22 protein-coding genes and 1 tRNA gene are annotated in these 26431 nt (G+C 58.5%); 16 read left to right on the top strand and 7 right to left on the bottom strand.

Annotation, left to right across the window (positions count from 1 at the left end; all coding sequences use genetic code 11):
- The 4 genes from GYM54_RS07625 to GYM54_RS07610 all read left to right on the top strand — a co-directional run bounded on the left by GYM54_RS07625 (position 1) and on the right by GYM54_RS07610 (position 4323).
- Positions 1-969 carry a GDP-L-fucose synthase gene (locus GYM54_RS07625; RefSeq protein ID WP_181100727.1) on the top strand — a complete coding sequence of 323 codons (969 nt, stop codon included), beginning with the start codon at positions 1-3 and terminating at the stop codon, positions 967-969.
- A 340-nt stretch (positions 970-1309) separates the two neighbouring features.
- On the top strand, positions 1310-2554 hold the full coding sequence (locus GYM54_RS07620) for a hypothetical protein (RefSeq protein WP_181100729.1): 1245 nt from the start codon (positions 1310-1312) through the stop codon (positions 2552-2554).
- The gene (locus tag GYM54_RS07615) at positions 2517-3281 is read left to right on the top strand and encodes a glycosyltransferase (protein WP_131650550.1); all 765 of its coding nucleotides are present in this window, start codon (positions 2517-2519) and stop codon (positions 3279-3281) included. Before GYM54_RS07620 ends, GYM54_RS07615 begins: the two co-directional genes overlap by 38 nt.
- A 61-nt stretch (positions 3282-3342) precedes the next feature.
- A complete protein-coding gene (locus GYM54_RS07610) occupies positions 3343-4323 on the top strand; it encodes a phosphoribosyltransferase family protein (protein ID WP_181100732.1) in 981 nt (326 codons plus the stop codon).
- Positions 4324-4364: 41 nt separating this feature from the next.
- Here the strand turns inward: GYM54_RS07610 and GYM54_RS07605 are convergent, their stop codons facing one another.
- The gene (locus GYM54_RS07605; protein ID WP_181100735.1) at positions 4365-5411 is read right to left on the bottom strand and encodes a glycoside hydrolase family 5 protein; all 1047 of its coding nucleotides are present in this window, start codon (positions 5409-5411) and stop codon (positions 4365-4367) included.
- A gap of 114 nt (positions 5412-5525) precedes the next feature.
- On the opposite strand from GYM54_RS07605, the gene GYM54_RS07600 reads away from it, so the two are divergent.
- Positions 5526-6389 carry a WecB/TagA/CpsF family glycosyltransferase gene (locus GYM54_RS07600; protein WP_231752222.1) on the top strand — a complete coding sequence of 288 codons (864 nt, stop codon included), beginning with the start codon at positions 5526-5528 and terminating at the stop codon, positions 6387-6389.
- Positions 6390-6471: 82 nt separating this feature from the next.
- On the opposite strand, the gene GYM54_RS07595 is transcribed toward GYM54_RS07600, so the two are convergent.
- The 3 genes from GYM54_RS07595 to GYM54_RS07585 all read right to left on the bottom strand — a co-directional run bounded on the left by GYM54_RS07595 (position 6472) and on the right by GYM54_RS07585 (position 8790).
- Positions 6472-7695, bottom strand: a complete 1224-nt coding sequence (locus GYM54_RS07595; protein WP_181100738.1) for a lipopolysaccharide biosynthesis protein — start codon at positions 7693-7695, stop codon at positions 6472-6474.
- Between the two features lie 316 nt (positions 7696-8011).
- Positions 8012-8578, bottom strand: coding sequence for a DUF488 family protein (locus GYM54_RS07590; protein WP_181100741.1), 567 nt, complete (start codon positions 8576-8578; stop codon positions 8012-8014).
- Positions 8575-8790: a DUF2945 domain-containing protein gene (locus GYM54_RS07585; RefSeq protein WP_131650545.1), complete on the bottom strand. Its 216-nt coding sequence runs from the start codon at positions 8788-8790 to the stop codon at positions 8575-8577. Before GYM54_RS07585 ends, GYM54_RS07590 begins: the two co-directional genes overlap by 4 nt.
- Positions 8791-9307: 517 nt before the next feature.
- Between GYM54_RS07585 and GYM54_RS07580 the strand changes: the two genes are divergently transcribed.
- From GYM54_RS07580 to GYM54_RS07555, 6 genes are all read left to right on the top strand, one after another.
- A complete protein-coding gene (locus tag GYM54_RS07580) occupies positions 9308-11113 on the top strand; it encodes a glycoside hydrolase family 5 protein (RefSeq protein ID WP_181100744.1) in 1806 nt (601 codons plus the stop codon).
- 446 nt (positions 11114-11559) lie between these two features.
- Positions 11560-12408 carry a hypothetical protein gene (locus GYM54_RS07575; RefSeq protein WP_231752223.1) on the top strand — a complete coding sequence of 283 codons (849 nt, stop codon included), beginning with the start codon at positions 11560-11562 and terminating at the stop codon, positions 12406-12408.
- Positions 12405-12845, top strand: coding sequence for a phage holin family protein (locus tag GYM54_RS07570; protein ID WP_177493054.1), 441 nt, complete (start codon positions 12405-12407; stop codon positions 12843-12845). The genes GYM54_RS07575 and GYM54_RS07570 overlap by 4 nt, the downstream gene beginning before the upstream one ends.
- Positions 12842-13651 (top strand): DUF3618 domain-containing protein, encoded by an 810-nt coding sequence (locus GYM54_RS07565; protein ID WP_197445633.1) that lies wholly within the window; start codon positions 12842-12844, stop codon positions 13649-13651. Before GYM54_RS07570 ends, GYM54_RS07565 begins: the two co-directional genes overlap by 4 nt.
- Positions 13652-13746: 95 nt before the next feature.
- A tRNA-Thr gene (locus GYM54_RS07560) sits at positions 13747-13822 on the top strand.
- A gap of 300 nt (positions 13823-14122) precedes the next feature.
- On the top strand, positions 14123-15445 hold the full coding sequence (locus tag GYM54_RS07555; RefSeq protein ID WP_197445634.1) for an amidohydrolase: 1323 nt from the start codon (positions 14123-14125) through the stop codon (positions 15443-15445).
- 318 nt (positions 15446-15763) lie between these two features.
- Here the strand turns inward: GYM54_RS07555 and GYM54_RS07550 are convergent, their stop codons facing one another.
- Together GYM54_RS07550 and GYM54_RS07545 are read right to left on the bottom strand one after the other, a co-directional pair.
- A complete protein-coding gene (locus GYM54_RS07550) occupies positions 15764-17005 on the bottom strand; it encodes a polysaccharide pyruvyl transferase family protein (protein WP_197445635.1) in 1242 nt (413 codons plus the stop codon).
- The gene (locus GYM54_RS07545) at positions 17002-18273 is read right to left on the bottom strand and encodes a lipopolysaccharide biosynthesis protein (RefSeq protein WP_197445636.1); all 1272 of its coding nucleotides are present in this window, start codon (positions 18271-18273) and stop codon (positions 17002-17004) included. Before GYM54_RS07545 ends, GYM54_RS07550 begins: the two co-directional genes overlap by 4 nt.
- Before the next feature lie 395 nt (positions 18274-18668).
- Here GYM54_RS07545 and GYM54_RS07540 point away from each other — a divergent pair, with 395 nt between their 5' ends.
- From GYM54_RS07540 to GYM54_RS07520, 5 genes are all read left to right on the top strand, one after another.
- Positions 18669-19544: a YihY/virulence factor BrkB family protein gene (locus GYM54_RS07540; protein WP_197445637.1), complete on the top strand. Its 876-nt coding sequence runs from the start codon at positions 18669-18671 to the stop codon at positions 19542-19544.
- Positions 19545-19715: 171 nt separating this feature from the next.
- A complete protein-coding gene (locus GYM54_RS07535; protein ID WP_131650539.1) occupies positions 19716-20831 on the top strand; it encodes a glycosyltransferase family 1 protein in 1116 nt (371 codons plus the stop codon).
- Positions 20824-21588, top strand: a complete 765-nt coding sequence (locus GYM54_RS07530; RefSeq protein ID WP_181100768.1) for a DUF2334 domain-containing protein — start codon at positions 20824-20826, stop codon at positions 21586-21588. The genes GYM54_RS07535 and GYM54_RS07530 overlap by 8 nt, the downstream gene beginning before the upstream one ends.
- A complete protein-coding gene (locus tag GYM54_RS07525; RefSeq protein ID WP_131650537.1) occupies positions 21585-22580 on the top strand; it encodes a lysylphosphatidylglycerol synthase transmembrane domain-containing protein in 996 nt (331 codons plus the stop codon). The genes GYM54_RS07530 and GYM54_RS07525 overlap by 4 nt, the downstream gene beginning before the upstream one ends.
- Positions 22581-22687: 107 nt before the next feature.
- Entirely contained in the window at positions 22688-22879 is a 192-nt protein-coding gene (locus tag GYM54_RS07520) for a CsbD family protein (RefSeq protein WP_131650536.1), read from the top strand.
- Positions 22880-23083: 204 nt separating this feature from the next.
- On the opposite strand, the gene rne is transcribed toward GYM54_RS07520, so the two are convergent.
- Positions 23084-26254 (bottom strand): ribonuclease E, encoded by a 3171-nt coding sequence (gene rne, locus GYM54_RS07515; RefSeq protein WP_197445638.1) that lies wholly within the window; start codon positions 26252-26254, stop codon positions 23084-23086.
- Between the last annotated feature and the right edge of the window lie 177 nt (positions 26255-26431).

Below are 26431 nucleotides of genomic sequence, written 5' to 3'. Positions count from 1 at the left end.
ATGAATCGTGATGCACGTATTTTCGTTGCAGGACATCGCGGCATGGTGGGCTCCGCCATCGTCCGTCGTCTGCAGGCGCTGGGGTACGACAACCTCATCACGCGTGGACGTGAGGACCTGGATCTGGTCGATCAGGCAGCGGTAAACGCATTCTTCGCGGAGAACAAGATCGATCAGGTGTACATGGCTTCGGCAAAGGTTGGCGGCATTCATGCTAACAACACCTATCCGGCCGAATTCATCTACCAGAACCTTATGGTCGAGGCGAACATCATCCACGCGGCGCACTGCAACGACGTCAACAAGCTGCTGTTCCTCGGCTCGTCGTGCATCTATCCGAAATTCGCCGCACAGCCCATGAAGGAAGAGGCGCTGGTCACCGGTGTGCTCGAGCCGACCAACGAGCCGTACGCGGTCGCAAAGATTGCTGGTATCAAGCTCTGCGAAAGCTATAACCGTCAGTACGGTCGCGACTATCGCAGTGTCATGCCGACCAACCTCTATGGCCCGAACGACAACTTCCATCCAGAGAACAGTCATGTAGTGCCGGCGTTGCTCAAGCGCTTCCATGAAGCGACCCAGCGCGGTGATGACGAAGTGGTGATCTGGGGCAGCGGCAAGCCGCAGCGCGAGTTTCTTCATGTGGACGACATGGCCGCCGCCAGCGTGCACGTGATGGAGTTGGATGACGCGACCTACCAGGCGCATACCCAGCCGATGCTGTCGCATATCAACGTGGGTACCGGCGTCGATTGCAGCATTCGCGAACTGGCCGAAACCATTGCCCGGGTTACCGAATACCAGGGCCGGCTGGTTTTCGACAGCTCCAAGCCGGATGGGACACCGCGCAAGCTGATGGACGTATCCCGCCTCAAGGCGCTGGGCTGGCAGGCCAGCATCAGTCTGGAAAATGGCTTACGCGATGCCTATCGCTGGTTCGTCGAGAACCAACACCAGGCTCGGCACTGATTGATCGACAGCGCGGCAGCACAGTAGAACTGTGTGCGCTGCGCAGCAATACAGGGAAAGGCAGGGAAGAGGGCGGAACAGAGCAGACGCGCATCTTTTGGCGACTGAAAAGCAGAGGCCGGTAGCGCCTGGATGACGAACTCGGTGCCTTTTGGCCACGGCGGCGGACTTTTTTGCCGCTGTCGTTGTCCATCCATGGCACCTGATTCCTCGCCGTGGTGAACCGTCCTCCAAGGTCGTCAATCCAAGCCGGTTCGGTTCTGTGTTCGCCACGTCACATCTGGAAAATTGGGGAAAGCGCTTGTTAAGGAAAGTTCTGGCGTACAAGAATCTACTGTTCATGCTTCTGTTGCTGAACTCCACCTGCTTCTTCCTGACGGATGATAAGCGGGCCGGAATTCCATACTTTCAGGAGCTGTTCCTGCTGCTGGTCGTGGCAGCGACCGCCTGCCTATTCGTCGCATGGAAGTGGGTCTATCAGTCCAAAACGAGCCTGTGGATCATTTTCATGGGCGTCATGCTGCCGTTGATATCGGCAGTGCTTGCAAACCTGAATTTTGGCCAGCCGCTGGTGTACGGGTTGTTGGAAGAGCGCCGTTTCCTGCAATACCTGGTGTTCTTCCCGACGCTGTTCCTGCTGATCATGGCGTCTCCGACCCAAGAAGAGCTGGGGAAGTACTTCCTCTATGTAGCGTTGTTCTGCGCGACCCTGGGTTTTGCCTATTACCTGGGGATCATTCCCCAGAATAAAGGCGTTTCCTTCACCGTAGATGACTGGACGCAGTACGAAGATCTGTTGCGGCCGGATCGCTTCCGTATCGGCTCGCCCTTCGTCACGATCTCCGCATTCATGGTGATGTACAGCATGCGGGACCGCGTGACGGTCGGCAGGTTGCTGATTCTGCTCTACTTCATCGCCTATCTGTGGTTGGTGCTGCAGACCCGGCAGACCATGGTGGTTTGGGCCTTGGCGGGTATGTGGATCTTCCGCAAGCGCATCGACTCGCTGATGAAGATGAGTGCGCTTGGGGTGGCGATTCTTGTTGTTTCCTATCTGCTGGCGCCGGAGTTCTATCACGCGCAATTTGCTCGATTCGATGCGTTGCTTTTCGACGCTACGTCCGGGCCGGGCGTACGGGAAAGAACCGTAGCGATCATTCTGGACGCCATTAGTGCGAACAGCTACTTCGGTATGGGCGCGTTGTCTCTGCAATGGGACGGTGGATTCTCACGAATCTACAATTCGCATTTCTATCTTGCCGACGTCGGAATATTCGGTGTGTATTACCGATTCGGATTCCTGGCGCCTATCGCCGCTCTAGTGTTCTATGGCGGCTTCATCTGGATCATGCGCCAGTGCGCGGATAAAGGCGCTCTCCTGGCTGCGCTGCAACTGTCATTTGTCGTCAGTATGCTTAACTTTGCGCTTTCCAACGCGTTGACGTTTTCTGGCGATATTTATGGCATGGCTGCAGCGTTCTTCCTTTATTACGCCAAGCTGCAAACAGAAAACTCGACTCTTACGGCAAATCTCGAACAGGTGAATTATGGTCAGTTTCAGTATCGTAACTATAAACTGGAATAATTTCGACGGCCTGAAGGAGACGTATCGGAGCCTGGCCGCCCAAACTTACCGGAACTTCCGCTGGATCGTTATTGACGGCGCATCCAAGGATGGCAGTGGTGAGTGGCTGAAAAGCCTGGATGATAGTCAGGCGGAAATCACTATCGAGCCGGACAAGGGTATTTACGACGCGATGAACAAAGGGCGGCTTCGTGCAGTCGAGACGCCCGGCTATACCTTGTTTCTGAATAGCGGAGACTCGCTTGCCGACTCGAAGGTACTTGAGCGAATAAGTGAACAGCTGTCTAAAACGGTTATTCAGCCAAAGTTCATCTACGGTGATTTCTATCGCAAAGAAGCTAACGGCGATTTGAAACTCACCAGTGCTCACCCCATCGAACGTGCTCCGCTGGGTTTGCCCGCCAGCCATCAGACCATGTATTTCGAAAACGAGCGGCTGCGCACGTTCGAGTTCAGGCTCGATTACAAGTTATCGGCAGACTACTGTCTATTGCTTGAATTTCTGAAAGGGCTGGATCTTCAAAGCGAAGTGATGCAGTTGTCGTTCCCATTGTGCATCTTTGACACTTCCGGTGTTTCGCACAAACGACGCTTCGAGGCGATTCGAGAGGATATGGATATCAGAACGCGTTTTCTGAACTTTTCCAAGCCCAACGCACTGGCCCTCTATGTACTTCACTATGTGCACACCCATACAAAGCAATTACGTGCGTCGTTAGGGCGCTGAACATCGACAGGTTTGTCATCTGGAAATGGACCGTTAAAAGAACAGGACACAGGAGTGCTCGATGAATTACCGAAGCCTGAATGATCTATCACGGCTCAGCAATGAATGTGCCAGCAAGATTCCAAATGATATCGACCTGGTGGTTGGTATCCCACGAAGCGGGATGCTGGTCGCCAGCATCATCGCGCTGAAGCAGAACCTGCCGCTGACGGATCTCTATTCGTTCCTGCGCAATGATGACCTGAAGAAAGGTAACACTCGTACTTACAAGCATGCCGAACTGGTCAAACCCAGGGATGCGAAAAAAATACTGCTCGTCGACGACAGTATCTCCTCGGCCAAATCGATGCGGGCCGCCGAAGAGCAGATACGGGCTATCTACAATGGCAACGTCGTGACGATGGCAGTGTTTGCCGAGCGGCATAACCGCCACCATGTGGATATGTATCTCGAGCTCGTCGAGCAGCCCCGCGTATTCGAATGGAACATCATGCATCACCCGTTTCTGACCCAGGCCTGTCTGGATATCGACGGTGTGCTTTGTGTCGACCCGACGATCGAGGAAAACGATGACGGGCCGAACTATCGGGATTTCCTCAGTTGCACACGGCCCCTGTTCATTCCTTCGGTCAAGGTCGCGCATCTGGTGACCAGCCGCCTGGAAAAGTATCGCGCCGAAACGGAAGAATGGTTACAGCGCAATGGTGTGCAGTACGGAACCCTGCACATGCTCGACCTTCCCACCGCTGAAGAGCGTCGCCGGCTGAATATTCATCACAAGTTCAAGGCGGAGGTGTATGCCAAACAACCGCTGACCCGTTTGTTCGTCGAGAGCGAGGTCAAGCAAGCTATCGAGATCATGAAACTCAGCGGCAAGCCGGTGTACTGCATCGAAACCAACGAGATGTATGTGCCGGGCCAGGTCTACAACCTCAAGGCCAATACGCTGCGTAAAAGCTATAGCCTGAAGGCGAAGCTGATCGGCAAGGCCAAATCGATACTCGGCAGAGGAGTGCCGGTAGCACCTTCTTCGAAGAGCTGAAGAGAGAACTCTCGGCTGCCTGCGCAGCCGAGAGATGTCATTCAGGCGTTTGGCCCGATGCGGGCGCATTCGCCCTGACCGACGTACTTGCTGAGAATGTCCCACTGCGGGCGGTCCTGACCGTCCTTCGGCTCAATGGACAGTTTGTATTTGCCCCATGCCGATCCTGCCGCCCAATACGTCATCGGAATGCAGTGTTCCTGCAAATAAACCAGCAGGTTATCCATCGCTTCCAGCAAGCGCGGTTCATCTGCCGGAATACCAAACTCACCGATATGGCCTTGCCTGTCATGCTTGATCAGCCAATCGATGAAAGGTTTGACCCGTTTGACGCCGAGCATGGTGTCGAAGTCGTCTTCCAGCGGTTCCTTGTATTGTCCGCTACTGTGTTTGTCCAGATACAAGTGGGCGGAAAATATCAACTTGTCGGAGGGGTCTTTCAGTTGCAGCAGCGGATCATTGAACTTGGGCCAAAGAAAACTGCTCGACCAGAAGTTTCCTTCGATGAACAAGGGGCGCTTCTCGTCATGTTTTCTGATGGCGTCGATACCGGCCTGGGCTGCTGCCGGCCAGTATTCGTCGGCGCCGTGTGGCTCGTTCATGATGTCGTAGGCGTAAAGCCCTTTCTGATCTTTCCAGCGCTTGGCGATGCGTTCCAACAAGTCCTCATATGCCGATATCGGTACGGCTTCGGTTCCTATGATCTGTTTCTGATAGCGGGCATAGTTATGGATATCGAGGATCACGCGTATGTCATGGTCGGCGGCTTGTTGGAAGGTTTGCTCGATCAACTGTGCGTAATCTTCGTCAAGCTCTGCATACAATTCTCGTTGCAGGCGTTCCCACATGATTGGGAAGCGAATGGTCTTAATTCCCTTCTCCTGCCACTGGGCAAAGTAGCCGGGGGCGGGGAAGAAATAATTTGTTTTATATTTTCCAGGAATGACATTCCCGGAGAATGCGGCTCCGCCAATGTTGAGGCCGATCAAATCGATATTTTCTGCCTCGCTTGCGGCACTCCCGAGCACAAGTGCGAGTCCGAGGAGTATTCCTTTTGACCGTTTCGAAGCGCTGCGTGTCCTTATCATCTGACTACCTCTTCTTGCTCTTTGAGAAGGTGCCGCAGGGGCGGCTGCTTCGTTTGTCCGACATGGGCGGGCAATGTTCAGTTTTTTCTAAGCGAATCTTCCTCACCGCGGTGTGTGATCCATGACTTGTCGCGGCGGGTATCCAACGAGTTTTCAATCGAATTACAGACAGAGAAGCTATTTATGAAAAATCCCCTCACCAAAAGGACGGATCCTTTGATAGGGAAGCTGAAACTACTGGATGAAGTGGAGACCGGGCATTTCATTTCCGAGCTGAGAAAGCGTGAGTCGCCAACGATTCTTGGTTTTCTCAATCAGCACGGCTACAACATTGCGCAACGTCACCCTTCGGTTCGGGATAGTTTTCTCCAGGTCAATTACCTGCTGCGCGATGGCATAGGCATCAAGATCGCCTGCATGCTCAACGGTTTGGAACCGAAGGCCAATCTTAATGGTTCTGACTTCATTCCAGAGTTGATCGACGATCTGGTAGGTGACTCCGAGGATCGTTACGAGCTGTTTGCGATGGGCACGCGAGAGCCGTGGTTGAGCGATGGCGCCCGCAAGCTGTTTGGGAACCGCATGTTCCATGCGATAGATGGATTCAAGCGTTCCGAGGATTACCTGGCGTTTTATCGGCAGCACCATGTACCGGGTCGCTATCCAATCATCGTTCTGGCTATGGGCATGCCGAAGCAAGAGCATGTGGCTCTGCATCTTCAGAAGGCGATGGACACTCCTGCTTTGCTGATCTGTGGCGGTGCGATTCTGGATTTCACGGCGCAGCGCTTCCCGCGTGCGCCGATGTTTTTTCGTCGATTCGGACTGGAGTGGGCGTTCCGCATGCTCATGGAGCCGCGCCGGCTGTTCAAGCGTTACGCCGTGGGTATCCCGCTATTTTTCTATTATCTGTCGCGTAATGCCTTCGCTGGATCTCGGCGCGTCGGCGGCTTCAACGCACTCAAGCGCGAACCCTGAACACAGACGAAAGGACGGACGCGTTATCGGCGCGTCCAGCAGCCCCTTGAAACTTCCTGCAGTTGCCCTTTTCACTGACTCGCTAGCGGGGAATGACCCGTAGCGTCATTAGCAAGCTGAACAGGTAGTGGCCCGAAAGCGTTATTGCATAAAGCAGCAGCACCGAGGTGATCGGTAAGTCCAGTAGATGCGCGCTGACGAAACAGGCGACCGTCAGGATTGCACGCTGCACGTTCAACATCAGGAGCAGGCGCTGGCCTTCGAATATCGATAGCAGATGCGACGCTGGCGCGTGTATGAACTGGAACAGAAGGTAGATCGCCAGGATCGATGCCAGCTCACCCGCCAGCTCCCACTGAGCCCCGAACGCAAGGGAGAACAGCGCCGGGCCGAAGACCAGCAGCAATAGCGTGGGAGCGACCGCGAGTGCAAGCAGCCGTTTGATGACCGAATAGGTGACCACGCGAATTTCGGCCGGGCGTTTGCGTCCCATCGAGGCGATTTCGGCGTAATAAGCCTTGCTTGTGGAATGCCCCAGCAGATTCATGGGCAGCGCCAACGTCATCATTGCCAAACCCAGTTGGCCGGTGGTTCGGGCGTCATAGACGGATGCGGTCAGTAATAGTGGCGCCTGGCTTGAGAAAATTTGCAGCAACTGCGATGGCAAGCGGTAGGCGGGAAAGCTCCTGTAGCGCTGCAACATGTACCAGCCTCGCCTCAGCGTAACGTGGCGCCAGTAGCGTCTCACGTCCGCGCGAAACGTCCGTATCAGTGTCATCGTTCCCGCGCCGGCGCCCAAGACCTGGCCCGCGAGAAGCCCGAGCGGCTTCAGTCCCACCATTCCCAACGCAATCTTGGCAATCGACCCGATGACGCTCTGCTGCAGCTGAGTCCGAGCGATGGTCGAATAGGCGCGTCGGCGTACTGCCCAGATCAGCAGCACCTCATATATACCTGCACTGAACAGGGCGAAGATCAAAATCCAGCGGTACGGTATCAGTGCCTCCACCGAGGCCACGGTCAGCAGAGCGGGGCCGACCAGCGCGAGCATCACGCTCAAGGCCAAGGTCATCAGGACGATGAGGAGGGCGGACAGCGCCATCAGGTTCATGGCCGTGCTGTCTCGGCGGGGCAGCGGGACGGCAAGCTCGTAACGCAGCGTCATCAAGGGCGTCAGTATCAGCAGCAGGGCGGTGAAAACCGAAAGAATGCCGAAGTGCTCGGGGCTGTAGATCCGGGTAAGGAACGGTATGGCTACCAAGCCCGCGATTCTCGCCAGCCCATTGCCGACGGCGAGAGTCGCCATACCTTTGAATATCTTCGCGGAAGAACCGCCTGCGAACCGTTGTGTGGCCGCAACGAGCTTTTCTGACAGGCTTAGAGTTGGCAATTGCAGTTCTCCCTGAGCGTGCCGTTTAGAGCAAGCGGGTCCGTCGCGGTCCTATGAGGGTGTTGCGCAGTGGCGTTTGGCTCTATTGCTGGAGCCGGAATGCGGCGGCTGCGAGCGATCCAGCCATATGAAGCTATGAAGACAGAAAAGTTTCGCCCCGCTCCAGCCCGAGCAGGCTTCGCATGGATGCGGCTGCGGCCGCTGCTTCACTGCCTCTCAGCGTTGGCTGCGCTCAGGATGCGCCAGGCCCGGTTGTCTTGAGCGGCTCACCCGCACCTTCGTCGTAGGTCAGCTCGCCACGTTCCAGTCTTGCCGGCGAGGTGTAGGGATGCAGCGTCAGCCGTTGTTCGTCCTGGATATGCCATACCTCGATACCCTGCAGCTTCAGCACGTCCGACACCATGGAGCGATGGCATCGCCACCAGAGAACCTCCGCGCACATCATGGCGGTTGGCTGGCGGGCGGCCAGACGCAGGAGCCGTTGCAATCCGCTGGCGAACTCCTCGCTTTTCAGATGCTCGGCGTAGCCGCGGAACGAGGTGTTGCGCCACGCACTCATGCTCGGCCCTGGAGGAGCTCGGCGGCGGCCGCCGAGCTCCTCTATCCACTCATAGCCGATGCCATGCTGGGCGAGCGAGGCTTCCAGATTCGCCGACATGAACTGAGGCAGGCGTCTCGACCCCGGGAAGCGGCGAACATCTGCGATCGCCTCGATACGGTAGTGGTGTAGCAGCGCGATGAGCGCCTCGGGCGTGTGCGTGGAATGGCCAATCGTCCAGATCTGTTGGGGCAGGGTCATCCGATTTTGCTCAGCGCGCTTCCTTTGTGCATCGCAACGTGGTCGGTCTTGTCGCTTTTGATCTCGTATTGGGGCTCGTCGGGGCTGGCCCTGCGCGTGTGCCCTTTGTAGTCGGTATCGCGCGTATGGACCTTGGTGATATGGCCAGTGACATGGCCGGCTTCTGAATTCCAGCGGACGTGATCACCAACTTTGAACGTGTGCTGCGTCATGGTGGCTCCGATTGCTGTCGTGGGGGTTCGTTTCGGGAATTACCGGGGCGGAAATCTCCCTTCCTCTCCTATCAGCCGACCGGAAATTAGAGGGTCTTGCTGTGACCGTTCGTCGGTTCTCCCTATAGCCGAAAGCGAACCTGCCGAGGGCGGAATTCAAAAAAATGACGCCGACTTGGCGAGTAAATAAACGATCTAAAGCGGCTGGGATACTATTAAGCGCAATATCAAAAAGCCACATTCTAATAGCGCATTAATGGCTGGCCAAAAAGATGGCGGAGATTTGGCGATCTAATGACGTCAAAAAAATTTTGAGTTCTTTTTAAAACCTATTATAAAGCCGCCACGCAACGGATTGCCGGGTTCACCCACTAGGTAATCCGGCGTCCTTTGCCAAGCGGTTCGTCCGGTTGCGCGTAGTGAGATATCTGCCAGTAAGCGCCTGTACGACTTAATTAACTCCCGCACTTTTTTAAAGGCTCCGGCCTTTCGAAGTATTAAGTTTCGGAGAGACTGAATGTCTATCAATGTTTTTACTGGTGCCCCTAAGGCACTTGTTCGCTCCATCGCTCTTGCTGCAGCATTTGGCACTTTCGCCATGAGCGGTCACGCAGCTGCTGATATTTCGATAACTGCATCGTCGGCGACTGCCTTCACCTCCTCGATCAACAAGTTCAACAGCACCGATTTCCTCAATGGTGTCTGGCGCAAGTCTGCAGGCCTTTCGGTCCCGGCATCGTCCGCTGCGATCGCCGCATTCAAGCCGGGCGTACAGATCAAGTTCGCTGACGGCCAGGTGCGCAAGATCACCCGCGTCTACGTGGTTGGTAAGAACATTAGCCTCTACGTCGACGGCGGCCTGCTCGATGGCGCCAAAGTTGGTGCACCGCGCACTGTCAGCACCGTAGTCAGCTCGAATACCGCGAAGCCAGCGCCGGCGCCGACTGCGCCCGCACCGACTCCGGCTCCGACTGCACCTAGCAGCAGCTACACGGCCAGCATGAATAGCTTTACCAACGCAGATTGGGAAAATGGCATCTACCGCAAGTCGGCTGGCTTCTCGATCCCTGATAACGCCGCTAACAAGTCCGCGTTCGTTGTCGGTACCTCGGTGAAACTGGCCGACGGTCAAGTGCGTCAGGTCGCTGCGGTCTATGACGTTGGCGCTCACCTGTCGGTGATGCTGAAGGGCTCTGCACTGTCGGCCAGCGCTGTGGGCTATCCGAAGACCATCAGCGTGGTGTCCGGCACTGGCGCGACCACGCCTTCGGTATCGAAACCCGCTCCGGCTCCGGCTCCAATGCCTGCTCCGACTCCAGCTCCGGCGCCTACCCCCCCGGTGGTCTCCGACGGCGGCGGCATCGACCTGGTTGGCGTCAACTTCGGTTCCGGCGTGTTCGATCCGGGCACCGTTCCGGGGGTCTACAACAAGGGCTACACCTACGCTGACGAGTCCTACTACAAGCGTCACAGCGAGCTGGGCTTCAAGCTGGTCCGTCTGGGCTTCCTTTGGGAACGTATCCAGCCCAAGCTCGGTACAGAGCTGAACGCGGCTGAGCTGGGGCGCATCAAGCTGTCGCTGGATCATGCACAGAAGCACGGCATCAAGGTCATCCTTGATATGCACAACTACTACCGCTATTACGGCAAGGTAATCAACTCACCGGAAGTACCGCGGGCGCAGTTTGCCGAGACCTGGCGCAAGATTGCCGTGGAGTTGTCCAGGCACCCAGCGCTGTATGGCTACGGTCTGATGAACGAGCCGTACAACACCGGCAATAACATGTGGCCGCAAACTGCCCAGGCAGCTGGTCAAGCGATCCGCAAAATCGACCCCACCAAGTGGATCATGATTGCCGGCGATCGTTACTCCAGCGCCTTCCATTGGCAGAAGTACAACACCCAGCTGATCAACGATCCGTGGATGCGCGATCCGAAGAACAACCTGGTCTACGAAGCGCACCAGTATCTGGACTTCGATTACTCGGGTACCTATACCAAGCGCGCCGAAACCTTCCATCCGATGCTTGGCGTCGAGCGGGTCAAGCCGTGGGTGGAGTGGCTGAAGAAGAACAAGCTGCGTGGTTACATTGGCGAGCATGGCATCCCGGATTTCTCTCCGTCTGCTGTCGTCGCTACTGACAACCTGCTGGCCTACTTGAACGAGAACTGCATCCCGAGCACCTACTGGGCAGCTGGTCCGCGCTGGGGTGAGAACATCATGTCGCTGGACGTTCGGAGCGGTAAGCACCGCCCACAATTGGCTCCGCTGCAGAAGCATGCAAAAGCCAAGAAAACTTGCTCCACCATCGGTCCGCTGTAAACCGCGACCAAAAATGAAAACGGGCCTACGGGCCCGTTTTTTTATGCTTTGAAAAAGGCGGCTACAAACAAGAGTGCTGCTCGTCGGATGCGGTTTCGCTCGGTGGGAAGGGTGGGGCGCGACTTCGGTTTATCGGAGCTGTTTAAACTATCGAGCAACCGTTTCGCTTGTTAGCTACGCCGTTACGCTTAAACCCATTAGTTTGGCGGCATTGCAAAGAATTGCGGGCAAGTTGCCATTAGCCGGGTTTGGAAAAGTTAAGAAAAAAGAGAAGTTTACGCAACTAACTATCCCGGTCGGGGGGCTTGCCGAAATAAGGGAACTCGAAAATACAGACCCGGTCACCATATATGTGCGCACCGAAATTACACAGTTCGCGGTTCTGCAATTGCTGTTTTTCTACGGACCGTGGTCTTCCGGCCAAGCCATATAAAAGGTGAATCAAAATGACGACACCCGACGAAGAAATCACTGGTTACGGTGGCCAGCCCAAGACCGGCCCCAATTCTGCTTCCAGCACTCCAACCTCTACCTCCAGCCAGTCCACCACCGGCTCGACGATGGGGCATGCAGCTGAAGACGCGAAAGCCAAGGCTCGGCACGCTGCCGATGAGGTGAAAACTCAAGGCAAGAGCCAGCTTGAAGGCTATCGCGAAACAGCTGCCGATGAGCTAGAAGCTGTCGCTCAAAGCGCGAAGGCAGCTGCTCAAGAACTGGAAGGTCAGGATCGTCTGGGCTTGTCCACTTATGTTTCAACCATGGCGCAAAGCATGGTCAAGCTCTCGGATGATCTACGCGGAAAGAGCGTGGATCAGCTGTTTCAGGACGTGAATCGGCTGGCACGGGATAACCCGGGCTTGTTCATTGCCGGCAGCGTTGCCCTCGGTTTCGGGCTGACCCGGTTCGCTCGTGCCTCCAGCAAGCGAAGTTCCCATGGCGACTATGGCCATCACGATAGCTCCACTTCGTTTTCATCCTCGGGCCGGGGTGGCCATTTCTCCGATCAGGATGAGCTGAACGAACGTCTGAACACCGGTGAGTCTGGAACGATTGGCAGCATCAGTAACGCCGGGGTTTCCTCAGCCACCAGTTCGCGTCCCGCTACGTCTACGAGCGGAACAGGCGCCGGTATCGGTAGTGGCACCACTGGCGCAGGCGTCGGGTCCGGTCTTGGCACCAGCAGCACTGGGACCAGCACAGGCACCGGTAGCGGCCTGGGTTCGACATCGGGCGCTGGTCTGGGCTCCACAACCAACCGCGACGGCAAAGGTACTGACGGAGGGCTTTTCCCATGAGCGAAGCACGTAAGACAACCACGACCACGGTGACACCGGAGCCAGGCATGCGCACCGAGAACGACACCTCCGTAGGAGGGCTGCTGCGACAGCTGACTCATGAAGTGCCGTCTCTTGTGACCAAAGAGCTGGCGCTGGCAAAAGCCGAACTGAGCGAATCCATCCGCGCCACCAAGGCCGGAGCTGCCAGCGTTGCGACCGGCGGTGCGGTGCTGCTTGGTGGTTTCATCGTCCTGCTCATGTCGGCGGTGTATGGCCTGAGTACGGTCATGGAGCAATGGCTCGCCGCGCTGATCGTTGGCGGTGTCGTCGTAGTGATCGGGCTGGTGATGGTGTCTGCCGGCAAGAAGAAGTTCGAGGCCTCCTCGTTCAAGCCTGAGCGCACCATTCACTCGGTCAACAAGGATAAAGAAGCCGTCAAGGGGCACACATCATGAGCACACGTAATCAGATAGATGCCGAAGCACAGAAGGATCCCGCCGAGCTGGAGCGGGAAATTGATCAGCAGCGAGCCGAGATAGGCAATATCGTTCACGCGCTGGAGAGCAAGTTGTCTCCGGGCGAGCTCATCGACACCGCACTGGGGTACGTGAAAGGTGGTGGCGGAGAGTTCTTTTCCAACCTGAGCAATACAGTCAAGGCCAACCCTGTGCCGACGGTACTGACATCGATAGGGTTGCTTTGGATGATGGCGGGGCAGAATCGTCAGCCGCATTCGAATGTCACCACTACCAGCTATGGCGCCTCAACCGGACCCTCGATGGGTGAGAAACTTTCGGCCAAGGCCGCTGGGGTCAAGCAACAAGGCGCTAGCATCAAGGACAAGGCCAGTCAGATGAGCCACAACATGTCCGAGTCGCTCGGCAATGCCCGTACACGGGCCAGCGACTCTGGGCGCCATGCCTCCGAAAGGCTGCGCGGTGGCGCTGACCGGGCGCGTGGTGGCTTCAATCACCTGCTCCAGGAGCAACCCTTGGCACTTGGTGCCATCGGTATCGCGTTGGGTGCGTTGCTGGCTGCTTCGGTGCCGCCGACGCGGCGTGAGGACGAGATGCTGGGTGAGGCCAGTGACCGCATGACCGACAAGCTTCGCCACAAGGCTGAGGAGGGATATCAGAAGATATCCGCCAAAGGCGAAGAGGTCGCGGCTCAGGTCAAGCAGCAAAGCGCCGAACACAGCGAAGCTCCTCGATCGAACTCGAGTTCGGCCAGCACAACCGGCTCGACCTCGGCTGGCTTGTGACGTCACGCAGCGTCGCTTCCGGCTCTGCCAAGCGGTAGATTTCGCCGGGAAGGGTTTGAGCCGCACCGGCGAAACTCAATGATGCGCCGCTTGTTGCCGGTGTAGCTCAGTAGGTAGAGCAGCGCATTCGTAATGCGAAGGTCGGGGGTTCGACTCCTCTCACCGGCACCAGTAAATTCAAGGCCTGCAGCGATGTGGGCCTTTTCTTTTCAAGCGACTGGAGTGGCTTGCATCAGGTAAGCAGAGGCTGAAACTTCCAGGCCGCCAGCGATGTCCAGAATGGGAAGGCGGTACCTGCCCACACGGCAAGCAAAGGCGCATGAAGCCGTGCCTGATCGCCCGGAATCCGGGATTGATCGTAGCGCTGCTAATCCAGCCAAGCCGTTGGGGCTCATCAGAGTTGCACAGGGCAAGACATGCTACGGGACAGTGCAACAACGTCCTTTCACACAACCTGATCAGGTACAGCATATGACCTTTCTACCCAAGCCCTTTTATCCAGCCCTGTTGGCAGGCCTGCTGCTCAGCCTGGGCGTCAACGCCAATACCCAGCTGGAGCAGCAAGTGCGCAAGGATGCCGCCGCGATAGAGCCCCAGCTGATCGAGTGGCGGCGGGATATCCATCAGCACCCTGAATTGGGCGAGCAGGAAACCCGCACCGCCAAGCTGGTCGCCGATCATCTCAAGTCGCTGGGCCTGGAAGTCACGACCGACATCGCCCGTACCGGCGTCATCGGTATCCTCAAGGGCGCCAAAGCCGGGCGCACGGTAGCGTTACGCGCCGATATGGATGCGCTGCCCATCAAAGAGCCGGCGGGCTTGCCCTTCGCCTCCCAAGCGCGGGGCGACTACCACGGCACTGAGGTGGATGTGATGCATGCCTGTGGCCACGATGCGCACACGGCCATGCTGATGGCCACTGCCAGTGTGCTGGCCGGGATGAAGGACCAGCTTGAAGGCACGGTCATGTTTATCTTCCAGCCCGCCGAGGAAGGTTCCAGCCTGGTCCAGCCAGGACCAGACGCCAGCTGGGGCGCAAAGAAAATGCTGGAGGAAGGGCTATTCGAATCGTTGAAGCCGGACGCCATCTTCGCCCTGCACGTTATGCCGGGCCCATCAGGGCAGATTAGCTGGCGCACCGGTGCCACCACCGCCGCCAGCGACATGCTCAATATCCGCGTCACCGGCAGCCAAGGCCACGGCGGCATGCCCTGGAATACCGTTGACCCCATCGTCACGTCGGCTCAAGTGATCAACGGCATCCAGACCGTAGTCAGCCGCAAAGCCAACCTCACGCTCTCGCCGACGGTCATCACTATCGGCACCATCAACGGCGGTAGCGGGCCGAATATCGTCCCGGAAACCGTAGAGATGTCCGGTACCATCCGCACCTACGACGAGGGTGTCCGCGCGCAGGTCGGTGATGACCTGAAGCTCAGCGCGCAGAAGATTGCCGAAAGCGCTGGAGCAACGGCGCAGGTATCGGTCGAGCCCATGTACAGCACTACTATCAACGACGCCGAACTGGCCGAGCGCATGGCCCCTGCCATCGAACGGGCTGCCGATGGCAAGGTGGGCACTGCCGAACTGCCAGGCGCGGCTGAAGACTTTTCCTTCTTTGCCCAGCAGGTGCCTGGTCTCTATATGTTTCTCGGTATCACTCCGGAGGGCCAGGATCCGGCTAACTCCGCACCCAATCACAATCCTGAGTTCTTCGTAGATGAGAGCGCGCTGGTGGTGGGAACGCGAGCGATGTCTACGATGGTGGTGGACTTTCTGTCAGGCGGGAACTGACAGGGCTTGCTCCGCTGCTTGCTTAACCGCCAGTGAATCCATTGGTTAGGCTGTTATGCATAGGAACGTTTAAGCAGAGCTGCTGGCACGAGCAGTTTTGTAGAAGCAGCTTGCTGGCGTTTGGCGACCTGTTCGGAGCGATCGCAGCAAGCCGGCTCTTACGGCAACGAGGAGCAGACTTCCTGCCCCTATCGCCAATTATCGTTGGCCGCTCCAGAGGGAGCGACCTTGCAGGTAGCCCGTTAGCGGGCGTGAATTTCGTCAACCGCATCGTTACGGGGTGTTTGTCGCTGTTTTTCACGTGCTTTGTCGGGAAGCTCAGTTCGCGGCGAGAGCTTCTGAGTCGGGTTGTCCATTTGTCGCCGTCTCGCCTCGAGCCGGCGCCTGCTCGTAAAGCTTGACCATATGGTCGAGGTTGGCGCGCACGCGACTTTTCATGGCCTCGACCACGGCCCGCAGCTCGGCTCGCTGGGTGTCGCCGAAGGCGTTGATCAGGTTTGAACCGATCTGGCTGATCTGCGGGACCTCCGCAAATCCGCAGGACTGCTTCGGCACCCAGGTTTCGAGAAAACTCGACAGCTTGACGACGCGCTGCGGAAGCAGCGCGATCTGCGGAACGGCATATGCCAGGGCGGTGATGGCGCCATGCAGGCTGGTGCCGCAGTAGAGCTTGCTGGTGGCGATGCAGCGGATGATGTCTTCGATGTTGCCGCTGTCGACACGGTAAGCGCGCTCGTCGCCCAGCAGGCTGTGCAGCTTGTCGAGCGGGCCGTCGTCGGAATGCCCAGGGGCTTTACCGATGGTGAGCAGGGCGATCTTCAGCCCGGTGCTGACGTTGAGTTCGGTCAGTTGCTGGGCGATCGCCTCGATGCGCCGCTTGGCGTGGTGATCGGATATATGGAAGACGATATGGCCGGGCTCGGTCGAGTCGACCTGCTGCGGGAAAATATCGGATATGAGTATGGCGCTGTCGGGCACCAAGTTGTGCTCGACACCAAGCTTGTCCAGTTCGGCCGAGGTTTCGCGGTCACGCACCGAAACATAGGTGCAATCCTTGAGATTTCGGCGAATGGCTTGGTGGATCACGGGTTTCTTCCGGCTGATCTCGTTACCGCCCACGCTGTTGTACATCACCTTGTAACCGGGCAGGTCGCGCTCGCCCAATACCAGCGGGATATCCGACGGAATCGAGGTGAACAGTCGGCTCAGGCGAATGAATGCCTTGTGGCCGATGAGGTAGGGGCTGGCCTTGATCGGGTAGTAGATCGCCTGCGGCGCGAGGTAGCCGATGATGCTTTCCCATTGCGCGGTCAGGCATTCGCCGCCGGCGACGATGAGCATGGTTTTAGGCTGGTCACGGGTTATTTCCAGTGCTTTCTTCAGCGGAATGGTAGGTAGCGCGCCATAGCTCGAAAGATCGGATTTCTTGGTCGCCGCGACCAGTACGGAAAAGCGGCCGTCCGCTTCCAGGTAACGTTTGAGGACGATTGCAAAGAGCAGGTCGCCATAGTTGTGCCGGTCATAGGCTCCATAAGCAATTACGTTTACCCGGTCAGTCATGGCGTCGGACTCCTTTCGATTTGTTTGAACTGGACGTAGAGCAGGGCGTTCTTCAGTGTCAGCGCCACGGCGGTGGCGAAACAGGCGCCATTGACGCCGTAGCGCGGAATCAGAATCAGGTTGAGCGCCACGTTGATCACACAGGCGGCGATGTTGTTGTGCAGGTAGCGGCGATGGTTGCCTGTCATGGTCATGAAGATGCCAAGCGGTCCTGCAGCCAGCACGAAGAAATAACCAGCAGCCAGCACCAGCAACGGGTAGACGCCCTGTTCCCGATACTCGGCGCCGAACACGGCCAGGATGTATTCGCGCAGCAGGCCGATGGCGAGCAGGATCACCAGGGCCAGCGCAAGCATGAAGCGCGAATACTTACGCACGATGGCGAATGCCCCCGCACGGTCGTTCCGGGCCCAGCGTTTCGAGATGTCGGGGGCGATGGTGCCGTTGATGATGAACAGCAAGGTCGTCGAGAGCGCGGCGATCTTGGCAGCTATGTAATAGATGCTGACCTCGCTGGCCGAGCGCAGTACGCCGAGCATCAAGGTGTCGGACAGCTCGATGATGCTGTTCATCACGGCGATGAGCATCAGCGGTACGCACAAGGTGAGCATTTCCTGCCAGCTGAGCGCGTGTTCGGAATCGGACGCCGGTAAGCTGGAATGGGCGCGCCATATCGAGCCAAGAATGGCCAGGCCATAGCTGATCGCAAAGCAGCTGGCTACAGTGGTCAGGTCATTACCGGAGATCGCGACCAGCAGCAACGTCAGCGTTGGTTGAAACGCGGTCTGCCAGAACAGTCCCTCGCTGGTTCTATGTTTGGCTTTCAGCGTCTCGCTGGAGATGCTGAGCAACGACAGGCCGAGCGCGGTGACTGCGAACAGTACGGTGGCGTGAGCGAAATGCGCCTGGGTGGTTTCGGAGAAATACACCACCGCCAGGCCGATCAGGAAGACCGGAACGTTCATCAGCGTGGCGAGGCCCAGCGCACGGTGAAAGTAGCGACGTTGCTGGCCATCGCTCAATGAAGAAATACTCTTCAGACAGGCGATGTCCAACCCAAGCCGCGCCAGCAGCGAAAGAAAGATGCCCAAGGCGACGCAAAAGAACACCGTACCGGCGAGCTCGGGAACCAATAGGCGCGCCAGCAGAATATTCAGGCCGAGCGTAGCCGCGGCGCCGCTGCCTTTGGTAAAGATCAAACGGGCGTATTTGAGAAGGTCTGCGCTCATTCGTGGCTGTGGGGCGTCCGTTGCATATCCCGATTTCATTCGATGCTCCTGCGGCCGCGAAAGCGGCATAAGCCATATCTGGCGTATCCGCGTGGCAATTTTCGGGGCGAGCCGAGATTCGCCGACAGATCAACCGCATGTTCCGGTCGTTGCGCTGCGCGGTTGCGCCTGCAGTCAGCGATGCACTGAACTGAGACTCCATCAAGAGCGTTGGCGAGGCCGAAAGTTCCTTGGTTACCGTCGCCACACGCAACAATTACGCTCCGCTCAGGCCGATAACGCGGGCCACTCCGGTACGTCATGGATACCGGCGCAGGCGGATTTCACGAGTCTCTGTCTGGGCGACAGCCGGAGCGGCCGTAGGAGAACTCTTGTACGGTCCGGTCGTCCCATTTTTTGATGGTTTCGGTTTTTATCAGCTCGGGGGTAACGCAATGGCATTGCTGGATACGCGCGGCATCGGCAGTTTCGAGTTGCTGAAACGCACCGTGAAGGAGTTCAGCAACGATGACATGACGACCTATGCATCGGCGCTGGCCTATCGAGCGATTTTTTCGTTGTTCCCCTTCCTGCTGTTTCTGATTGCCATGCTGGGCATGCTCAATCTTGAGGATTTCTTCGCCTGGCTGCGCGAGCAGGTATCGCTGATGCTTCCGCCCGATGCACTGCAGCTGGTCAATCCGGTGATCGACCAGATGCAGGAGCAGAAAAGCGGGCTGCTATCGATAGGTATTCTTGTTGCGTTGTGGTCCGCGTCGATCGGCGTTCGCTCGCTGATGAATGCCATGAACAAGGCCTACGACGTCAAGGAGGGCCGGCCGACCTGGAAGCTGATGCTGTTGGCGGTCGTTTATACCGTCGGCCTGGCGCTGATTCTGCTCTCGATGGCAGGTTTGATGGTGACTGGACCGCAGGTGATCGAGTGGCTCGCCGAGCAGGTAGGCCTGAGGGACATTGTGGTAACGCTGTGGACGTGGCTGCGCTGGCCGGTAATCGTGTTTCTGATGATGCTGGTCGTGGCGTTGCTGTATTACGTCACGCCAGACGTCGAGCAGGAGTTTCGCTTCATCACGCCGGGTTCAGTGCTGGCGGTCATCGTCTGGATTGCCGCATCGGTGGGCTTCGGTATCTACGTGCAGAACTTCGGCAACTACGACGCCACCTACGGCAGTATCGGGGCGGTCATCGTGCTGCTGCTCTACTTCTATATTTCCGCAGCGGTGCTGCTGTTCGGAGCGGAGATGAATGCTGTCATCGAGCATGCGTCGTCCGAGGGCAAGGATGAGGGGGACAAGCGCGTCGATGGCTAAGGTCGCCGACTCGGCTCGCGCGAACAACTGTCAAGGCTGGTGGTCCATTGATTTCATTGCAGAATCTTTCGGGCGCAGCCGGCGCTAGCCACGGCGGGTTCCGGCTGAGCGAGTTAGCCGTCGCTCGTCTTCCGAGGGTGCTGCATCGAGACCTTACGGAGACGCTCCATCTTGCATATCGCCGACATGACAATGTTCTACGCCCCCGCCAGTGGTGGGGTGCGTACCTATCTCGAGGCCAAACACCGCCGGCTGCAACTGTATTCGGGGGTGCGCCACAGCATCTTGGTGCCGGGCGACAGTCATAGCCATAACGGCGGTATTTATCAGATACCCGCACCGGCGCTGCCTTTCGGCAAGGGCTACCGTTTCCCGGTACGGCGCGCTCCGTGGCGCAATCAGTTGCGCATCTTGCGCCCCGATGTGATCGAAGTCGGTGATCCGTACATGACCGCCTGGGCGGCGCTGGACGCGGGACGACGTCTCGACGTTCCGGTCATCGGGTTCTATCACTCCGACCTGCCGCTGCTGGTAAGCAACCGCATCGGCGGGTGGCTGGGCACGAACATGAACGGCTACGTCTCGCGGCTGTACAGCGGCTTCGACCGTGTGCTTGCGCCGAGTCGGATAATGGCCGAAAAGCTGCAGGACCTTGGCGTCGGCGATGTCTATGTGCAGCCCTTGGGCGTGGATCTGGAAACCTTCCGCCCGGACCGACGCGATCCTGAACTGCGCCGGAAGCTGGGGTTGCCAGACGAGGCGCGGCTGATGATCTTTGCCGGACGCGGTTCCAGAGAGAAGAACATCGATGTCCTGCTGGACACCGCTCGGTCACTTGGCAAGCCCTACCATCTGTTGTTGGTTGGGTCGCGCATGCCTCACCGGGTGCCGGAGAACGTTACGGTGATCGACCGTTTCTGTCCGGCAGCCGACGTGGCGCGTTATATGGCCAGCTGCGATGTGTTGCTGCATGCCGGTAACCAGGAAACGTTCGGGCTGGTAGCACTGGAAGCCATGGCCTGTGGCATTCCGGTGGTTGCTGCGCGAGCCGGTGCATTGCCTGAGCTGGTGCCGTTTCATACCGGCCGCCTGTGCCGCCCGCTGGATGCACTGGCGATGGCGCAGACGGTGCGCGAGATCTTCGAGGACGACCCACGCTTACTGGGTGCCCAAGCCCGCCAGCACGTCGAAGCTCATCATGCCTGGGACGCCGTAGTGGCTGGTCTGCTGGCGCACTATCACGCGGTAATGGGGACTGTCGATCTGCCGGTCGCCGTGCATGGCTGAGCGCAGCCTGATGCTGGTGCTGCATGACGTGGCGCCGGAAACCTGGCCTGACTACGAACCCTTTGTCGAAGCCGTCGATGCGCTGGGCCGGATTCCGATTTCCTGGTTGGTGGTGCCGGATTTCCATCACCGCAACCGACTCGAAGACCATCATCAATTCAGGCATATGCTCGATGGGCGTCTCGCCCGCGGTGATGAGCTGATACTGCACGGCTACCATCACGCAGACGAGGCGCCGGCGCCTCGCACGCCTCGCGAGTGGTTCATGCGCCGGGTGTTTACGCATGAAGGCGAGTTCTATTCGCTGAATCGGCACGAGGCAGCCAGGCGTCTGCAGCGAGGCATCGAGCTGTTCGAGCGAAACCAGTGGCCCTTGCACGGTTTCGTCGCGCCGGCGTGGTTGTTGGGTACCGGCGCGCGGCAGGCCTTGGCGGCAACTGGTCTGAGCTATACCAGCGATCCGGGGCATTTCTACCTGTTGCCCGATTACACCGCAATAGACGCACCCGGCTTGGTCTGGAGCGCGCGCAGCGCCTGGCGCCGCGGCATGTCACATCTAGTCAGTGAAAAAATGCTCAGCCGGCACCGTCAGGCAGCGGTGTTGCGTCTCGGGCTGCATCCGGTCGATATGCGCCACGAGTTTTCTCGTCGCTACTGGCTTGATTTGCTGGCTCGGCTGCTGGCGGAAGGAAGAACGCCAATGACCAAAATCGAGTGGTTGCGCCGGCACGCACCTGTATCGAGCGCCGTGGCATGAACCGCCGCTGGTGGCTATTGTTCGGCGCCTTGCTGATCGCGGCACTGGTTCCGTTTCTGTTGGGCGGCAGCGGACTGTTCGAGCGGTTGCTGCGCTTCCCGCCGGGGCTGTTGTTGGCGATGCTTGGCATGATCGTGCTCGGCTGGTATCTCAATGCGTTTCGGTTGCGACTGCTGATCGGGCGCCGTCGCCTGCGGCAGCCTCGCGCGCTGGGCATCGTCATCGCCACCGAGTTTGCAATCTGCGCCACGCCGGGCGGGGCCGGCGGGCCGCTGACGATGATGGCATTGTTGCTTCGCCAGGGCGTGACGCCTGCCAAGGGCACCGCAACCTTTGCCGTCGAACAATTGGCCGATCTACTGTTCTTCAGCTGCGCGCTGGTGGGTGTGTTGATTTACGCGGTAACTCACTCGATCAACACCTATATCGCCAGCCTGCTGGGTTTCAGCGCTGCGTTGCTGCTCGGCCTGATGGTGCTGCTGGCGTTGCTTGGGCGTTTCCATCGGCAGGTATTTTTGATCAACGGTTGGCTGGCCGGTCGTCTGGGCATGAAGGCCCCACGAAAGCGCTTCTGGGCGCGCAAGGTGTTGAGCTTCCGCAATGCTCTGTTGGATTGTTTCCGGCTGCCGCGGGCGATCCTGCTTGGCGTGTTCGTACTGACGACACTGCACTGGCTGCTGCGTTACAGCGTGCTTTACCTCACCCTGCAGGGGTTGGGTAGCCAACTCGCCTGGGCGTGGACCTTCATCATCCAGCTACTGGCCCTTACTGCCGGGCAGTTGAGCTTGTTGCCGGGTGGTGCAGGCAGTGCCGAGTTGGCATCGGCTGCCTTGCTCGCGCCTTTGGTAGGCAAATCAACCGCTGCGGCCGCCATCCTTGTCTGGCGCTTCGTTACCTATTACTTCTATCTGATCGTTGGCGCGCCGCTATTTTTTCACCTGGCCGGACGACCGCTGTTCAACCGGCTGATGAAAAAAGCACGTAGCGGTTGAACCTTTCTGGCCTGGAAGCGTGTCGATACCGCTTTTCGGAAAAGCGAAACTATCGCGCGATTGGCTCGGTCCATTGTTCATAACCCACGAAGCGAGAGGAACATGCCATGAGCAGCTCTGAAGACAAAATGAAAGGCAACCTCAATGAAGCGGCCGGAAAAGTAAAACAAGGGCTCGGTGAGGCTACCGACAACCAGCGCATGAAGAACGAAGGGCAACGTCAGGAAGTCAAGGGTGAGGCGCAGCAGGTGAAGGGAGAAGCCAAGGACACCCTGAAAAAAGGCATCGATCGCGCCTGATGACGCCATGAGAAATGCCCGCTCCCTGCGGGAGTGAAATGACGAACCCCACTTAAGAGTGGGGTTCGTCATTTTTGGCGAGCCTGAATGCGTGGCGGTTAGCCTGCTCGCAGCGAAGCGAAGCCGCTCAAATAAAAAGCCCCGGCTAGAAACCGGGGCTTTTAGTTGGAGGCCCTGCATGCAGGGCTTCAACAGCTGTGGCTATCAGCTCTGACGCTTCTTGTCGTCGTCCTGCTCGTCGGCTTCGTCAGCCTCAGGATCCGCTTGCGTGGCGGGCTTGAACGGCTCTGCCTCGGGTTGCGTGGTCTCGGCGAAGACTTGTTCGACTTCCGGCTCTGTTGTGAACTGCTCAGGCTGTGGGGCGGCTTCAGCAATCTTTTCCTCGCCGCTGGCTGCGCTGGCCGTTTGTTCGGCTGGTGCATCGCCAATTGGCGCGCTCACGATCTCCGGGCTGGCCAGGTCTGACGACAAGTCTGCTTCGGCTTGAGTTTCGGTTGCTGTCTGAGCCCGAGTTTCGACTGCTTTTGCTTCAGTTTCAGCGGCTTCCTTTGCCAGACGCTCCTGCTCGAGGCGGCGACGACGTACCTCGCGCGGATCGTTAGGCGCACGACCGGTCATGGTCGGGGCTGGTGCCGGCTCGATCGACGCCGGAGCAGGCTGCTCAGCGACAGGTGCGGCTGCTTCAGTGGGCGTGGGCTCGCTCACGATCGACTCAGGCTGACCGGCTACCTGTGGGGCAGACGCAGGGGCAGGCTCGGCTTGCGCAGCGAATACCTCAACGGTGTCTGCCTGAGCAATCGGTGCGACGCTTTCGGCTGGCTCAGCCACTTCGGTTTCGGCAGCGGTCTCGTTGGCCGTTTCAGCTTGTATCGGTGCTTGTGGAGCAGCCTCGACGTCTGCCTGGGCTACAGCTGGCGCCGTATCGGTATCGGCAGTGTTAGCAGCGAGAGCCGCTGCGGTCGCAGCAATGGCGACCTGCTCGGATTTCACCGGAGCATTGCTTTCGTTGACTTCGGCTGTGGTGGTCTCGCTTTCGCCGTCGATCTCGTTCCCGTTAGCGTCGCGCTGACGATCACGGCGGTTGCTGCGACGACGCTGGCCACGGGAACGGCGCCGTGGGCGATCACCGTTCTCGGTCGAATCCTGCTCGTCCTGGGCGTTCTCAGTCGTTTCGTTCTGTTGCAACTCTTCCGCGCTCACGCTTTGCTCCGCGCGCGGCTTGCGATCCTCGCGAGGCGGGCGCGGCTTACGCTCGGTAGTTTCCTCACCGGTGCCGGCGTTTGGAGCGGTCTGCGTTGGTTCGTCGAGCGGTGCGCGCAGTTCGCGCTTGCGCTCTTCGCGGGGCTGACGGTCTTCACGAGGGGTGCGTTCGCGGCGTGGCTGCTGCTGCGAAGGGCTATCGTTGGCCTCGATCGACTCACGGGCTTCGCGTGGCTTGCGCTCTTCGCGTGGCGGGCGCGGCTGACGCTCTTCGCGGGCCTGACGTTCTTCGCGAGGGGCGCGCTCTTCGCGCGGAGCACGTTCCTCGCGTGGCTTGCGCTCTTCGTCACGATTACCGCGTGCGTCGCGACGGCGGTTTTGTTGACGACCGCTACGGCGCTCATCGTTGCGTTGCGGGCGGCTGCTCGCGGCAGGTTTCTTCTCGGCTTCGACCGTCGGAACTTCCTGCTTGCCGGCGAAGAGGCCAACCAGGGATTTGACCAGCCCCTTGAACAGGCTCGGCTCCGGAGCGACAGGCGCAGCTGCTATTGGCGCGGGGGCGGGCGTCGGTGCAGGGGCGGTGCGCTGTGGTGCAGTTTTCACTGCGGCTTCCTGGCGAACCAGCGTACGTGTAGAGCTGACTGGCTGAGCTTCCTCGACCTCGGTCGGGCTCATCTCGTAGCTGGCCTGGCCGGCGACGATTTCCGGGCTGTCGTCACGCAAACGCTGCACTTCGAAGTGCGGCGTTTCCAGGTGATCGTCCGGCAGAATGAAGATCCGCGCGCGGGTGCGCAGTTCGATCTTGGTAATGGCATTGCGCTTTTCGTTGAGCAGGAAGGCTGCGACCTGGAACGGCACGCGGGCGCGAACTTCGGCGGTGCGGTCCTTGAGTGCTTCCTCTTCGATCAGGCGCAGGATGGCCAGGGAGAGTGACTCGACGTCACGGATGATGCCTTGGCCGTTGCAACGAGGGCAGACGATGCCGCTGGTTTCGCCGAGCGATGGACGCAGACGCTGACGGGACATTTCCAGCAAGCCAAAGCGCGAGATGCGACCGACCTGAATGCGTGCGCGGTCGGCTTCGAGAGCCTCGCGTACCTTCTCTTCCACGGCGCGCTGGTTTTTCGCTGGAGTCATGTCGATGAAATCGATAACGATAAGACCACCGATGTCACGCAGGCGCAGCTGACGAGCGATCTCCTCGGCTGCCTCCAAGTTGGTCTGCAGCGCGGTTTCTTCGATATCGCCGCCTTTGGTGGCGCGTGCCGAGTTGATGTCGATGGACACCAGGGCTTCGGTGGGGTCGATGACGATGGATCCGCCGGACGGCAACTTCACTTCGCGCTGGAAGGCGGTTTCGATCTGGCTTTCGATCTGGAAGCGGTTGAACAGCGGCACGCTGTCTTCGTACAGCTTGATCTTGCTGGCGTACTGCGGCATCACTTGCTGGATGAACGAAAGGGCTTCGTTCTGCGCTTCGACGCTATCGATCAACACCTCGCCAATGTCCTGGCGCAGGTAGTCGCGGATGGCGCGGATGATGACGTTGGATTCTTGGTAGATCAGGAAGGGAGCGGGGCGGTCCTGGGAGGCTTCCTTGACTGCGCTCCATAGCTGCAGCAGGTAGTCCAGGTCCCATTGCATCTCTTCACTGGAGCGACCAAGGCCGGCGGTGCGGACGATCAGCCCCATGTCAGCGGGTACGTTGAGGCCGTTCAACGCTTCGCGCAGCTCGTTACGCTCTTCGCCCTCGATGCGGCGGGAAATACCGCCTGCTCGCGGGTTGTTCGGCATCAGTACCAGATAGCGGCCAGCCAGGCTGATGAAGGTGGTCAGAGCAGCGCCCTTGTTGCCGCGCTCTTCCTTCTCGACCTGGACGATGACTTCCTGACCTTCGCTCAGAACGTCCTTGATATTAACGCGGCCTTCCGGAGCCTTTTTGAAGTACTCGCGGGAAATTTCCTTGAGGGGGAGGAAGCCGTGGCGGTCGGCTCCGAAATCAACGAAAGCGGCTTCAAGGCTGGGCTCGACGCGAGTGATCTTGCCCTTATAGATGTTGGCCTTCTTCTGCTCGCGGGCGCCAGATTCGATATCGAGATCGAACAGGCGCTGGCCGTCGACCAGTGCAACACGCAACTCTTCGGGTTGAGTTGCGTTAATCAGCATTCTTTTCATGTAGTACCGTCGGTTTCCAGGGCAGCGGAAACGGCGTTCGGCACACACGACTCTCGCGGTCGGTGTCAGGTGAGTCAGGAATGGTTGTAAGGCACTCCAGTGTCCAGCGATGTGAGGCCAGTTGGGCCGGCGTCGCGACGACGTCTCCTGCTTCTGTCGGAACAGAGGCAATTGTTC

The sequence above is a fragment of the Pseudomonas sp. MTM4 genome (assembly GCF_019355055.1).
GTDB lineage: Bacteria > Pseudomonadota > Gammaproteobacteria > Pseudomonadales > Pseudomonadaceae > Stutzerimonas.
This window is presented reverse-complemented; position numbering and strand designations above follow the sequence as displayed.